Below are 13,334 nucleotides of genomic sequence, written 5' to 3'. Positions count from 1 at the left end.
CCTCACATGTGCGGTACGTCGTCGGGAATGGCGTAGAAGGTGGGATGCCGGTAGACCTTGTCGCCGCTGGGGGCGAAGAACGGGTCCTTCTCCTGCGGGCTGGAGGCCGTGATGTGCGCCGAGCGGACCACCCAGATGCTCACGCCCTCGTTGCGCCGGGTGTACAGGTCGCGGGCGTGGCGCAGGGCCGTCTCGTCGTCGGCCGCGTGCAGCGACCCCACGTGGACGTGGTTGAGCCCGCGCTTGCTGCGCACGAACACCTCGTACAGCGGCCAGGACGAGCCGGTCATGCCGCCACCTCCCGTCCGGTCTTCCTGGCCGCGTGAGCCGCGGCCGCCTCGCGCACCCACGCGCCGTCCTCGTGCGCCGACCTGCGCCGGGCCATCCGCGCGGCGTTGCACGGGCCGTCGCCGCTGATCACCCGCTTGAGCTCGGACCAGTCGATCGGGCCGAAGTCGTGGTGGCCGCGCTCGGCGTTCCACCGCAGGTCGGGGTCGGGCAGCGTCACGCCGAGCACCTCGGCCTGCGGGACCGTGATGTCCACGAACCGCTGGCGCAGCTCGTCGTTGGTGTGCCGCTTGATCTTCCACGCCATCGACCGCTCGGTGTTCGGCGAGGCGTCGTCCGGCGGCCCGAACATCATCAGGGACGGCCACCACCACCGGTTCACCGCGTCCTGCACCATCTCCCGCTGGGCCGGGGTGCCGCGCATCATCGTCAGCAGCAGCTCGAACCCCTGCCGCTGGTGGAACGACTCCTCCTTGCAGATGCGGATCATGGCGCGCGCGTAGGGGCCGTAGGAGCTGCGGCACAGCGGCACCTGGTTGCAGATCGCGGCGCCGTCCACCAGCCACCCGATCACCCCGACGTCGGCGAAGCTCAGCGTCGGGTAGTTGAAGATCGAGGAGTACTTCTGCCGCCCCTCGATCAGCATCTCGGTCAGCTCGCCGCGGTCGGCGCCCAGCGTCTCGGCCGCCGAGTAGAGGTAGAGGCCGTGGCCCGCCTCGTCCTGCACCTTGGCCAGCAGGATCGCCTTGCGGCGCAGCGACGGCGCCCTGGTGATCCACTCGCCTTCCGGCTGCATGCCGATGATCTCGGAGTGGGCGTGCTGCGCGATCTGCCGGACCATCGTCCTCCGGTAGCCGTCGGGCATCCAGTCCCGGGGCTCGATCCGCTGGTCGTGCCCGATCGTCGCCTCGAAGTCCCGCTCCAGCGGGAGCGTGTCGCCCTGGGGGGTTCCGGTCACGTCGGTCACCTCGATTCCGGGTCGCGCTTGGCGACCAGTGTCAGCACGTCGTACTTCGCCACCGACGAGCCGTCCTGCTTGGTCACGTCGGCGTCCCAGCGGACCTCGCCGTGCGGCGCGCCCTCCCGGGGGTCGACGTGCTTGGCGGTCAGCGTGACGGTCAGCTCGTCGTCGGGGTAGACCGGCGTGAGGAAGCGCAGGTTCTCCAGCCCGTAGTTGGCGAGCACCGGCCCGGGGGCCGGGTCCACGAACAGGCCGGCGGCCAGCGAAACCACCAGGTAGCCGTGCGCCACCCTGCCGTCGAAGAACGGGTTGGCCCTGGCCGCCTCCTCGTCCATGTGCGCGTAGAACATGTCGCCGGTGAACTCGGCGAAGTGCTCGATGTCGGCGAGCGAGACCCGCCGCGGCCCCGCCACCACCGTGTCGCCCGGCCGCAGCTCCTCCAGGTGCTTGCGGAAGGGGTGCACGCCGCCGGCGGCGCGCGGCGCGCCGGGCGTCCAGCGGCCGGTGATCGCGGTCAGCATCGCGGGGCTGCCCTGTACGGCGGTGCGCTGCATGTGGTGCAGGACGCCGCGGATCCCGCCGAGCTCCTCGCCGCCGCCGGCCCGGCCGGGACCGCCGTGCACCAGCACGGGGAGCGGCGAGCCGTGCCCGGTGGACTCGGCGGCCGACTCGGCGTCCAGCACGAGCAGCCGGCCGTGCCACGGGGCGGCCCCGAGCACGACCCGGCGCGCGAAGTCGCCGTCCCCGGTGACGACCGAGCCGACCAGGCTGCCCCGGCCGCGGGCGGCCAGCGCGACCACCTCGTCCGCGGAGGTGTAGGGCATCAGGGTGCTGACCGGGCCGAACGCCTCGATCTCGTGCGGCTCGGCGCGGCCCGGGTCCTCGGCCCGCAGCAGCACCGGGGAGACGAACGCGCCCCGCTCGGCGTCGGCGCCGGTGACCCGCACCTGCTCGGCGTCGCCGAACACCGCCGTGCCCGCCGACATCAGGACCTTGACCGCGCGCCGCACCTCCTCGCGCTGGTCCAGCCCGGCGAGCGCGCCCATGCCCACCTCGGGGTCGGCGGGGTCGCCCACCCTGATCTCGGCCAGCCGCGCGGCGGCGGCCTCGGCGACGTCGCCGAGCAGCCCGGCGGGGACGAACGCGCGGCGGATCGCGGTGCACTTCTGACCGGCCTTGACGGTCATCTCGGTGACGAGCTGCCGGACGAACAGGTCGAACTCGGCGGTGCCCGGCGTGGCGTCGGGGCCGAGGATCGAGCAGTTGAGCGAGTCGGCCTCGGCGTTGAACCGCACCGCGCGGGACGTGATCACCGGGTGCGCGCGCAGCTTCCTCGCCGTGGCGGCCGACCCGGTGAACGCCACCACGTCCTGCTCCGTCAGGTGGTCGAGCAGGTCCCGCACGTCACCGCAGACGAGCTGCACCGAGCCCTCGGGCAGCAGGCCGGACTCGATGATCAGCTCCACCAGCCGGGCGGTCAGGTAGGCCGTCTGGCCGGCCGGCTTCACCAGCGACGGCATCCCGGCCAGGAAGGCGGGCGCGAGCTTCTCCAGCGGCCCCCAGACCGGGAAGTTGAACGCGTTGATCTGCACCGCCACGCCCAGCAGCGGCGTGCACAGGTGCTGCCCGGCGAACGTGCCGCCCCTGCCGAGCGGTTCGACGCCGCCGTCCAGGTACAGCGTGTCGTTGGGCAGCTCCCTGCGGCCCTTGGAGGAGTAGGAGAACAGCGTGCCGATGCCGCCGTCCACGTCGAACCGGGCGTCCGCGAGCGTCGCGCCGGTGTGCAGGGAGAGCCGGTAGAGCTCTTCGCGGTGCTCGCGCAGGTACGAGGCGAGCGACTTGAGCAGCGCGGCGCGCTGGTGGAACGTCAGCTCGCGCAGCGGCGGGCCGCCGGTCCGCCGCCCGTGGTCGAGCGCGGCGGCGAAGTCGATCCCGGCGCTCGACAGGCGCGCGATCTCCTCACCCGTCACCGCGTCCAGCACCGGTGTGCCTTCGTCGCCGGGCACATGCCAAGAGCCGTTGACGTAGCTGCTCAGCGGGGTCATCGGCGGCCTCCTCGACCGAATTACTTACCGTCCATTCGTTCAGTATGTTACCTTCGCGGCATGCCTCGCGAAAGGGAGGGGAGCAGGTCGTCCGGCGACTCGCCGAGCCGGGCGGCGGTCCGGGCCTGGAATACTCGTCCGGTGACCGCTTCCACCACCCGCCCCGCCCGACGCGGCCGGCCGGGATACGACCTGGAATCGCTGCTCGCCGTGGCGGTCAAGGTGTTCAACGAGCGCGGTTACGAGGCCACCAGCATGGAGGACCTCTCCCGGCGGCTCGGCATCACCAAGTCCGGGATCTACCACCACGTCACGGGCAAGGACGAGCTGCTGCGCCTGGCGGTGGACCACGCGCTGGACGGCCTCTTCGAGGCCGCCGGCGAGGCCACCGCCATGCAGGGCCGCGCCATAGACCGCCTGGAACACCTCGTACGGCGCAGCGTGCACGTCCTGGTGGACCGCCTCCCCTTCGTCACGCTGCTGCTCAGGGTGCGCGGCAACACCAAGGTCGAGCGTCAGGCGCTGGCCCGGCGGCGCGAGTTCGACCGGCTGGTCAGCGCGCTGGTCGAGCAGGCCGAGGCGGAGGGCGACGTCCGCCCCGACGTGGACCCGGCGGTCACCAGCCGGTTGCTGTTCGGCCTGGTCAACTCGCTGACCGAGTGGTACCGGCCGCGCGGCGGGATGGGCGCGGAGGCGCTGGCCGACGCGGTCTGCAAGATCGCCTTCGACGGCCTGCGCCAGTCACCGGAGTAGGGCGGGGTCCCTCAGGGGAGGGGCAGGTCGAAGCTCGGCGGCAGCGGCACCATCATGGTGAACCCGGCCACCAGCGACAGCGCGGCGACCAGCAGGAAGAACAGGATGTAGAACCCGGCGGGGAAGAGGGTGAGCCGGGCGAGCTGGTCGGCGTCGGAGTTGGCGGCGCGGCCGTACCGGCGCTTGCGTTGCAGTTCCAGGATGGGCCGCACGCCGCCGAAGAGCAGGAACCACACGGCGAGGTAGGCGCAGATGGCCTGCACCTCGCCGCTGGCGAACCACGACAGCGCGAACACCGCGCCCCCGGTGGCCAGCAGCGACACCACCCCGAACAGGTTGCGGATCAGCAGCAGCATGCACAGCAGCAGGGCGAGCACGGCCCACAGCAGGATCGTCACGTAACCCGTCGAGACCAGCCACGCGCCGCCGAGCCCGAGCAGCGACGGCGCGACGTAACCGGCCAGTGCGGTGAGGATCATGCCGGGACCGGTCGGCCGCCCCCGGGTCAGCGTCACCCCCGACGTGTCGGAGTGCAGGCGGATGCCCTGGAGCTTGCGGCGGGTCAGCACGGCGGCCACCGCGTGCCCGCCCTCGTGCGCGATCGTGACCAGCCCCCGCGACAGCTGCCACGACGTGGACGACAGCACGATCACCAGGGCGGCCAGCGCGGCCAGCAGGACGGCCCACCACGGCGGCTGGTCCTGGGCCGTGATCAGGTGGGCCCACACCTTGTTGAGCGACTCCATCAAGCTCAAGCTTGCCCGAAACATTACCGCCCCGCGACCCGGAGTGAAGGGCCGAGCCTAAGATCGTCCCATGACCGTGGAACGGCATTCGGTGCTGACGGAGGATGCGCAGGTCACCGCCTGGTGGGCGCGGCTCGGACTGCCCGGACTCGCGGATGTCCACGTACATTTCCTGCCACCCCGGATGGAGCGCCGGGTCTGGCACCACTTCACCCACGGCGGTCCGCTGGTCGGCGACGGCTGGGCGGTCGAGTACGCCTGGCCGGTCGAGCGGCGGGTGGCCCGGCTGGCGGAGATGGGGGTGCGCGCCTTCCCGGCCCTGGCGTACGCCCACAGACCGGACATGGCCCGCGACCTCAACGAGTGGACCCTCGCCTTCGCCGCGCGGACGCCGGGCTGCCTGCCCTCGGCCACCTTCTTCCCCGAGCCGGGCGTGCTCGGCCAGGTCCGGCGGGCGATCGACGACGGGGCCGTGATCTTCAAGGTGCACCTCCAGGTGGGGGCGTTCGACCCGCGGCTGCCGGAGCTGGACGAGGTGTGGGGGCTGCTCGCCGAGGCGGGCGTCCCGGTCGTGGTGCACGCGAGCTCGATGCCGGTGCCGGGCCGGCACACCGGCCCCGGCCCCATCGCGGAGGTCCTCGGCCGCCATCCCCGGCTGGCCGTGATCGTGGCGCACCTCGGCATGCCGGAGTACGCGGAGTTCCTCGGACTGGCCGAACAGCACGAGCGGGTGCGGCTGGACACCACGATGGCCTTCACCGACCACAGCGAGCCGGACGCGCCGTTCCCCGCCCGGCTCAGGCCCCGGCTGCGCGACCTCGGCCTGGCCGGAAAGGTCCTGCTCGGCAGCGACTTCCCCACCATCCCCTATCCCTACGCCCACCAGCTGTACGCGCTGGAACGTCTCGACCTGGGCGAGGACTGGCTGCGCGCGGTGTGCTGGGAGAATGCGGCAGGGCTCTTCGGGTTGGCATCCTGACTACACTCGTGGACGTCCGGGCCCTGTGCCGCGAGTGACCGAGAATTCATCGGTTCGTCCGGAGATGACGGGTGTCCCGGTGGGAAGGGGGCGGGAATGACCGAGCGGCGATCACGTGGCGTGCGGACCTTTCTCCGCCCCCCGAGCAGGCCCGACGACACCACGATGGCGCCCGAGCGGTCGATGGACCCGCGCGCCCAGGAGGAGACCCCGGCCCGCCCGAGCGTGATCGACAACGCGCTCTACGTGGACGGGCGGAGGGTGGCCACCCCCGAGTCGCTGGCCGAGGCGTTCGAGGGCCTGAAGCGGATCCGGGGCAGCATGGCCTGGATCGGCCTCTACCGCCCGATGGACCGGGAGCTCTCCGAGCTCGCCGAGGAGTTCGCGCTGCACGAGCTGGCGATCGAGGACGCGATCGTCGCCCACCAGCGTCCCAAGTCCGACCGCTACGGCAACACCCTCTTCGTGGTGCTCCGCGCCGCCAGCTACGACGACGAGCTGGAAGAGGTCGGCTTCGGCGAGCTGCACGTCTTCGTCGGCCCCAACTTCGTGATCACCGTACGGCACAGCGAGGCCCCCGACCTGTCCAGCGTGCGCCGCCGGATGGAGTCCGACCCCGACCTGCTCCGCCAGGGCCCCCAGGCGGTGCTCTACGCGATCCTGGACACCGTGGTGGACGGCTACGCCCCGGTCGTCTCCGGCCTGCAGAACGACATCGACGAGATCGAGGTCCAGGTCTTCGGCGGCGACCCCACCGTCTCCCGCCGCATCTACGAGCTGTCCCGCGAGGTGATCGAGTTCCAGCGGGCCACCCGGCCGCTCCTCGGCATGCTGGAGGGGTTCATCGCCGGTTCGGCGAAGTACGGCGTGGACGAGGAGCTGGAGCGTTACCTGCGCGACGTGGCCGACCACGCGATCACCGCGGTGGAGCGGGCGGCGGGGTTCCGCCAGATGCTCCAGGACATCCTGGTGGTCAACTCCACACTGGTCAGCCAGGCGCAGAACGAGGAGATCACCAAGCTGTCGGAGGCGAGCTACGCGCAGAGCGAGGAGGTCAAGAAGATCTCCGCCTGGGCGGCCATCCTGTTCGCCCCCACGCTGGTCGGCACCATCTACGGGATGAACTTCGACTACATGCCCGAGCTGCACTGGATGTTCGGCTACCCGTTCGCGCTGCTGCTGATGGCCGTGGTCTGCCTGACGCTCTACGTGGTCTTCAAACGCCGCGACTGGCTCTGAGGGCTCAGCCGAGCATCTTGCGGGCGGCCTCCTCGATGTCCGTCTCCGACAGCAGGACGTGGTTCGCCGCGTCGCCCAGCGGGATGAAGCTGTCCCGGGAGGTCACCCGGGCGATCCGGCCGGTGAAGCCGGCGTCGAGCAACTCGGTCATCACGCCCTCGGAGACCCCGCCGGTACGCCGGGTCTCGTCGGCGATCAGCACCTTGCCGGTGAGCTCGGCGGCCCGCATGAGGTCCTCGGTGGGCAGCGGCGACAGCCAGCGCAGGTCGAGCACCCGGCAGCTGTGCCCCTCGGAGGTGAGCCGGACGGCGGCGCGCAGGCTCATCCGCAGCCCGTTGCCGAAGGTCACGATCGTCAGGTCGCGGCCGTCGCCGTAGGTGCGGGCCCGGCCCAGCGGCACGTGGGTCTCGCCCCACCGGGCGGGCGGCGCGTAGGGCGCGAGCCAGCCGTTGTCGCCGTCCTCGAACATGTCGCGGGTGTTGTAGAGCGCGATCGGCTCCAGGAACACGCAGACCGAGCCGTCGGCCCGGGCCGAGGCCAGGCAGGTGCGCAGCATCGCGGCGGCGTCGTCCGGCCGGGCGGGGGAGGCGATGACCAGGCCGGGGATGTCGCGCAGCGCGGCCACCGAGTCGTCGTTGTGGAAGTGGCCGCCGAAGCCCTTCTGGTAGGCGTAGCCGGCCACCCGGACCACCATCGGGTTGCGGTAGGCGCCGCGGGAGAAGAACGACAGGGTCGCCGCCTCGCCGCGGATCTGGTCCAGCGCGTTGTGCAGGTAGGCGAGGTACTGGATCTCCGGCACCGGGACCAGCCCGGAGACCCCGCCGCCGAGCGCCAGGCCGAGCACCGCCTGCTCGTCCAGCAGGGTGTCGAAGACGCGGGACGCGCCGAACCGCTTCTGCAGCCCGCGGGTCACGCCGTAGACCCCGCCCTTGCGCCCGACGTCCTCGCCGAAGACCAGGACGTCGGGGTGCGCGGCCAGGGTGTCGGCGAGGGTGCGGTTGATCGCCTGGGAGAGCGTCAGCGCGCCCTCGGACTCCGGCGGGGTGCCGTTGAAGGCGCGCGTCCGGACCTGGGGCTCGGCGGCGACGGTCGCCGCGGCGGCCACCAGGTCGGGGCGGCGCGGCGCCAGCGGGGCCATCACCTCGCCCGCCGAGGACAGCCGCGGGCGCCGCGCGCTCTCCAGCGCCATCTTCAGCACGTGCTCGCGGGTGGTCTCGTAGCGGCTCAGCAGCTCGTCCGGGGTGCTGAGCCCGGCCTGGACGAGCAGCGCGGCGCCGGTCACCAGCGGGTCGCGGGCCAGGTCGGCGTCGATCTCGCGCTTGGTGCGGTAGGAGCTCTCGACGTCGGAGCCCGCGTGGCCCATCAGCCGGACGGTCCTGAGGTGCAGCAGCGCGGGCGCGCGCCGGGTGCGGACGTGCTCGGCGGCCCGTAGGGTCGCCTCGTACACCGCCACCATGTCCGCGCCGTCCGCCTGGAAGTAGGCCAGGCCCGGGTGGTGGGCGCTCTCGATCCAGCCGTCCGGGGTGCGCACGCTGATGCCCAGGCCGTTGTCCTCGCAGACGAAGAGCACGGGCATCGCCAGGCCCTGGTGGGCGCCGTAGGCGGCGGTGTTGAAACCGGACAGCGCGGTGGCGTGGTTGACCGAGGCGTCACCGAAGCTGCACACCACGATCGCGTCGCCCGGCCACGGGCAGCGGACGCCGAGCCGCCGGGCGCGCTCCAGGGCGAAGGCCACGCCGGCGGCGCGGGGCAGGTGGCTGGCGATCGTCGAGGTCTGCGGGATCACGGCGAGCTCGGGATGGCCGAAGACCTTGTGCCGGCCGCCCGCGATCGGCTCCTCGCTGGAGGCGGCCAGCCCGAGCAGCACGTCGCGCAGCCCCTCCTCGGGCAGCCGCCCGGCCGCCGCGGACCTGGCGAGGTAGAAGCCCCCCGAGCGGTAGTGCAGCAGCGCCGGATCGGTGGTGCGCAGCGCGGCGGCCACCGCGGCGTTGCCCTCGTGCCCGGCCGAGCCGATCGTGTAGAAGCCCTCACCCTGTTCGCGGAGGACGCGGGCCGCGATGTCGAGGAGTCTGCTGCCGAGCTGGTACTCGTACAGCTCGGCACAGCGCCGGCCGGTCAGGGTCGTGCCCTCGGCGACGGGGAGTCCGGGGTCCCGCGGCGGTCCGGGCCGCAGGGCCGCAACGGCCTTGAGGAAGTGAGTCTCTACAGAGTCGCGCGCCACACTGCCGATTATGTCGCCACGCCCCCGGCTTCGTCTGCCGCCTGCCGACATCCGCCTGGCCTGCGGGTCAACCAGGTCATGCCGCCGTTTTGACCGATCTTCAATGCTTTTGTTGAGATTTGTGAACGCTTGACGGGGACGGCCGTGAAGCCGAACGAACCCTCCCGGAAGGCCGGCGGAGGGTTCCGTCCCGTAGCCTGTGGCGGAACCTCTCACCAGTATCGATACAGATCCGGCTATCGCATCGTTTGCGATATCAATATTGGACACTTCTTGATCGCTTCTGGTCTGCTGGGCGGTGTCCGCGTCCACGGCGCGGTGTCCATGTCCACGGCCCGGTGTTTACGTCCGCGGTCCGGGGGAGCGCCGAGACTCGGCCGAGTGAAAGCAGGTGCCCGCCAGATGCCGTGCGAGCAGTCCCGGCCGTCCCCTCCTGACGGCCACGGCGATCCGCACGTCCCGGGGCGCCGCCGCCACCGGCCGGCAGACCGGCGCCGCCCGCCCGGCCCGTACCCGCCTGCGGGGACCGGCCGGGCGATCCCGGTGCGGCCCGCGGCACGTCACGGGCGCCGGCGGCCGTGAACTCCACCGCCCTCGTTCCCGCGTCGCCCGAGGTCGAAGACGATCGGTCCGCCCGCCGGGTGATCGTGACGGTGGTCGCCATCCAGTTCGCCTCCTGCCTGGGCTTCTTCGCCGTGATGGCGCACCTGGTCGCCTACCTCCGGTACGACCTGGGCCTGCTGGCGAGCACGGTCGGGCTGGTCCTCGGGGTGCGGGTCGGGCTGCAGTTCGCGCTGCTGCTGCCGATCGGCGCGGCCACCGACCTGATCGGGGCACGCCGCGCCGGGGTGATCGCCTGCGTCCTGCGCGCCCTGGGGTTCGCCTCGCTCGGAGCGGCGGACGGCGTCGGGACGCTGCTGTGCGCGGCCGTCCTCCTCGCCGCCGGCGGCGCGTTCTACAACCCCGCGGCGCAGAGCCTGCTGGCCGGGGTCGGCCCCGCCCGCCGCTCCGGCGGCTTCGCGGCCTACGTGGCGACGCAGCACGTCGCGACCGTCGCCGGCCCGCCCGCGGGGCTCGTCCTCGTCTCCGTCGCGCCGGGCTCCGGGTTCGCGCTGCTGACGGGCGCGGCCGCCGCCATGTGGGCGGTCGCCGGCTGCCTCTTCCTCCTCCTGCCCCGGCGCGGGCGCGGGCCCGCGCCCGCGCGCCAGGGTGCGGTCCTCAGCGGCGTGCGGGCCGTGCTGCGCGACCGGTCGTTCCTGCTCTTCGCGGTGATGACCGCCCCCACGACGCTGCTCGCCAACCACATCATGACGGCCGTGCCGCTCCTCGGCTTCCCGGCCGGCGCGGCGACCCTCTGCTTCTGCGTGCTGGCCGCGGTCGCCGCGGCGGCCCAGCCGTTCGTCGCCGCCGGCCAGCGGGGCAGGCGTCCGTGGGTGCTGCGCACGGGACTGCTGTGCGCGGCGGCGGCGTTCTTCGTGCTCGCCCGGCTGGACGGCACGCAACTCGGCCCGCTGATGCTCGCGGCGGTCCTGAACGGCGTGGCGAACGGGCTGATCCAGCCGGCCATCTTCCAGCGCGCCGCCCACCACGCCCCGCAAGGAAGCTTCGGCTCGTACTACGGCGTCCTGGCGTTCTGCGCCGGCATGTTCTCCTTCGCGGGCGACCTGGTGATCGGCCGTCTCTTCGACCTGGGCCCGGCGGGCGCGACCACGGCCATGTTCGGGCTCGGCGCGTCCGCGCTCATCGCCGCGATCGGCACGGGAGCGGGACCCGGCCCCGGGCGCCGTCCGGCCACCATGAGCTCGACCGGGTGAAAAGTTATCAACCGCTAACCACGGCGGCGAGGGCGGCGACGGCCAGCCGGTGCAGCAGGGCGGCCATGTCGGCGCGCGGCAGCTCGCCCGCGCTGTGCGGTGTGGAGTTGAGCAGCCCCAGCACGGCGTGGGTGGCGGCGCGCAGCCGGGGCGGCGGGCAGCCCGGGTGCAGCTCGCTCAGCACCGTGACCCACTCCTCGACGTAGAGCCGCTGCAACCGGCGGATCCGCCGCCGGTCCCGCTCCGGCACGTTGTCCAGCTCCCTGTCATGCACCCGGATCAGCGCCGGCTCGTCCAGCGAGAACACGATATGTCCGGCGACCAGTGCGTTCATCGCCTCCCGTGGCCCGCCCGCCTCGGTCGCCACCGCCGCCCCCGACGCGCGCAGCCGCTCGCTCACGTCGAGCAGCATCTCGGCGAGCAGGGCCTCCTTGCCGCTGAAATGCCGGTAGAGCGCGGGGCCGGAGACCCCGACGGCGGCGCCGATCTCCTCGATCGTCACACCGTGGAAGCCGCGCGCGGCGAACAGGGCGGCGGCGGCCCGCAGGATCTCGGCGCGCCGCGTGCCCCGATTGCGGGTAGGTGTCCGGGGAACCGTCACACCTGGACATGGTAGACGGATACGTTAATGATGACTAACATCGCAGCCGGAATGGCGGACTGCGGAGGCTGAGCCGAGGAGGGGATGCGGTGAACGCCTGGCCGGTGCTGCGGACGACGTGCGATCCGGGCGGAGAAGGGTTCAAGCGCAACACGGAGGCCAACGAGCGCCTGACGGCCGAGCTGCGCGAGCGGCTGGCCACGGCCGCCGCCGGCGGCTCCGAGCGCGCCCGCGCCCGGCACGTCGAGCGCGGCAAACTGCTGCCCAGAGACCGCGTCGACGCGCTGCTCGACCCCGGATCCCGGTTCCTGGAGCTGTCTCCGCTGGCCGCCACCGGCCTCTACGGAGACGAGGCGCCCGCCGCGGGGATCATCACCGGGGTGGGCCGGGTGAGCGGGCGCGAGGTCGTGGTCGTCGCCAACGACGCCACGGTCAAGGGCGGCACCTACTACCCGATGACGGTCAAGAAGCACCTGCGCGCCCAGGAGGTCGCCCTCCACAACCGGCTGCCCTGCGTCTACCTCGTCGACTCCGGCGGCGCCTTCCTGCCCGCCCAGGACGAGGTCTTCCCCGACCGCGAGCACTTCGGCCGCATCTTCTACAACCAGGCCACCATGTCGGCGCGGGGCATCCCGCAGATCGCCGCCGTGCTCGGCTCGTGCACCGCGGGCGGCGCCTACGTCCCGGCGATGAGCGACGAGGCCGTCATCGTGCGCGGCCAGGGCACCATCTTCCTCGGCGGGCCGCCGCTGGTGAAGGCCGCGACCGGCGAGGAGGTCACCGCCGAGGAGCTCGGCGGCGGCGAGCTGCACGCCCGCACCAGCGGCGTCACCGACCACCTCGCCGAGGACGACGCGCACGCCCTGGCGATCGTCCGCGACATCGTCGCCACCCTCGGCCCCCGGTCCCCGGCCCCCTGGGAGACCGCGCCCGGCGAGGAGCCCGCCCTGGACCCCCGCGACCTGTACGGCGTCGTCCCGCCCGACCCGCGCACCCCCTACGACGTGCGCGAGGTCGTGGCCAGGATCGTCGACGGCAGCCGCATGCTGGAGTTCAAGGCCGAGTACGGCCCCACCCTCGTCACCGGCTTCGCCCGCATCCACGGCCACCCCGTCGGGATCATCGCCAACAACGGCATCCTGTTCGCCGAGTCCGCGCTCAAGGGCGCCCACTTCATCGAGCTGTGCGACCGGCGGTCCATCCCCCTGGTGTTCCTGCAGAACATCAGCGGCTTCATGGTCGGCAGGGCCTACGAGGCGGGCGGCATCGCCAAGCACGGCGCCAAGATGGTCACCGCGGTCGCCTGCGCCCGCGTCCCGAAGTTCACCGTCGTCATCGGCGGCTCCTTCGGCGCCGGCAACTACGCGATGGCGGGCCGCGCCTACTCGCCGCGCTTCCTGTGGATGTGGCCGAACGCCCGGATCTCGGTGATGGGCGGCGAGCAGGCCGCCAACGTGCTCGCCACCGTGCGCCCCGGGCTCACCGGCGAGGAGGCGGAGGCGTTCAAGGCGCCCATCAGGGAACAGTACGAACACCAGGGCAACCCCTACTACTCCACCGCCCGGCTGTGGGACGACGGCGTGATCGACCCCCTCGACACCCGCACGGTGCTCGGCCTCGCCCTCGGCGCGGCCGCCAACGCGCCCCTCGACCCCGTCGGCTACGGCGTCTTCCGGATGTGAGTGTG

At 72.6% G+C, this 13,334-nt stretch carries 11 protein-coding genes; 5 read left to right on the top strand and 6 right to left on the bottom strand.

The window, feature by feature from the left end:
- Positions 1–2 precede the first annotated feature (2 nt).
- From paaB to paaZ, 3 genes are read right to left on the bottom strand one after another with little or no spacing between them, the layout of a single operon-like run.
- Positions 3–290 (bottom strand): 1,2-phenylacetyl-CoA epoxidase subunit PaaB, encoded by a 288-nt coding sequence (gene paaB, locus QSK26_RS34165; RefSeq protein ID WP_285779457.1) that lies wholly within the window; start codon positions 288–290, stop codon positions 3–5.
- Positions 287–1,255, bottom strand: coding sequence for a 1,2-phenylacetyl-CoA epoxidase subunit PaaA (gene paaA, locus QSK26_RS34160; RefSeq protein WP_502888776.1), 969 nt, complete (start codon positions 1,253–1,255; stop codon positions 287–289). The genes paaB and paaA overlap by 4 nt, the downstream gene beginning before the upstream one ends.
- Entirely contained in the window at positions 1,252–3,294 is a 2,043-nt protein-coding gene (paaZ, locus tag QSK26_RS34155) for a phenylacetic acid degradation bifunctional protein PaaZ (RefSeq protein WP_285779455.1), read from the bottom strand. The genes paaA and paaZ overlap by 4 nt, the downstream gene beginning before the upstream one ends.
- A gap of 141 nt (positions 3,295–3,435) precedes the next feature.
- On the opposite strand from paaZ, the gene QSK26_RS34150 reads away from it, so the two are divergent.
- Positions 3,436–4,047 (top strand): TetR/AcrR family transcriptional regulator, encoded by a 612-nt coding sequence (locus QSK26_RS34150; protein WP_285779454.1) that lies wholly within the window; start codon positions 3,436–3,438, stop codon positions 4,045–4,047.
- Between the two features lie 11 nt (positions 4,048–4,058).
- On the opposite strand, the gene QSK26_RS34145 is transcribed toward QSK26_RS34150, so the two are convergent.
- Positions 4,059–4,793: a M50 family metallopeptidase gene (locus tag QSK26_RS34145; RefSeq protein ID WP_285779453.1), complete on the bottom strand. Its 735-nt coding sequence runs from the start codon at positions 4,791–4,793 to the stop codon at positions 4,059–4,061.
- Positions 4,794–4,863: 70 nt separating this feature from the next.
- Between QSK26_RS34145 and QSK26_RS34140 the strand changes: the two genes are divergently transcribed.
- Together QSK26_RS34140 and QSK26_RS34135 are read left to right on the top strand one after the other, a co-directional pair.
- Positions 4,864–5,772 carry an amidohydrolase family protein gene (locus QSK26_RS34140; protein ID WP_285779452.1) on the top strand — a complete coding sequence of 303 codons (909 nt, stop codon included), beginning with the start codon at positions 4,864–4,866 and terminating at the stop codon, positions 5,770–5,772.
- A 96-nt stretch (positions 5,773–5,868) separates the two neighbouring features.
- Entirely contained in the window at positions 5,869–7,011 is a 1,143-nt protein-coding gene (locus QSK26_RS34135; RefSeq protein WP_285779451.1) for a magnesium and cobalt transport protein CorA, read from the top strand.
- A gap of 4 nt (positions 7,012–7,015) precedes the next feature.
- On the opposite strand, the gene QSK26_RS34130 is transcribed toward QSK26_RS34135, so the two are convergent.
- Positions 7,016–9,232 carry a dehydrogenase E1 component subunit alpha/beta gene (locus QSK26_RS34130; protein WP_285779450.1) on the bottom strand — a complete coding sequence of 739 codons (2,217 nt, stop codon included), beginning with the start codon at positions 9,230–9,232 and terminating at the stop codon, positions 7,016–7,018.
- A 578-nt stretch (positions 9,233–9,810) separates the two neighbouring features.
- Between QSK26_RS34130 and QSK26_RS34125 the strand changes: the two genes are divergently transcribed.
- Entirely contained in the window at positions 9,811–11,046 is a 1,236-nt protein-coding gene (locus tag QSK26_RS34125) for an MFS transporter (protein WP_285779449.1), read from the top strand.
- Positions 11,047–11,053: 7 nt separating this feature from the next.
- Here the strand turns inward: QSK26_RS34125 and QSK26_RS34120 are convergent, their stop codons facing one another.
- Positions 11,054–11,647: an SACE_7040 family transcriptional regulator gene (locus QSK26_RS34120; protein ID WP_285779448.1), complete on the bottom strand. Its 594-nt coding sequence runs from the start codon at positions 11,645–11,647 to the stop codon at positions 11,054–11,056.
- A gap of 89 nt (positions 11,648–11,736) precedes the next feature.
- Here QSK26_RS34120 and QSK26_RS34115 point away from each other — a divergent pair, with 89 nt between their 5' ends.
- Positions 11,737–13,329 carry a carboxyl transferase domain-containing protein gene (locus tag QSK26_RS34115; protein WP_285779447.1) on the top strand — a complete coding sequence of 531 codons (1,593 nt, stop codon included), beginning with the start codon at positions 11,737–11,739 and terminating at the stop codon, positions 13,327–13,329.
- Positions 13,330–13,334: the final 5 nt, after the last annotated feature.

The sequence above is a fragment of the Microtetraspora sp. NBRC 13810 genome, assembly GCF_030268685.1.
Classification (GTDB): Bacteria; Actinomycetota; Actinomycetes; order Streptosporangiales; family Streptosporangiaceae; genus BSRQ01.
This window is presented reverse-complemented; position numbering and strand designations above follow the sequence as displayed.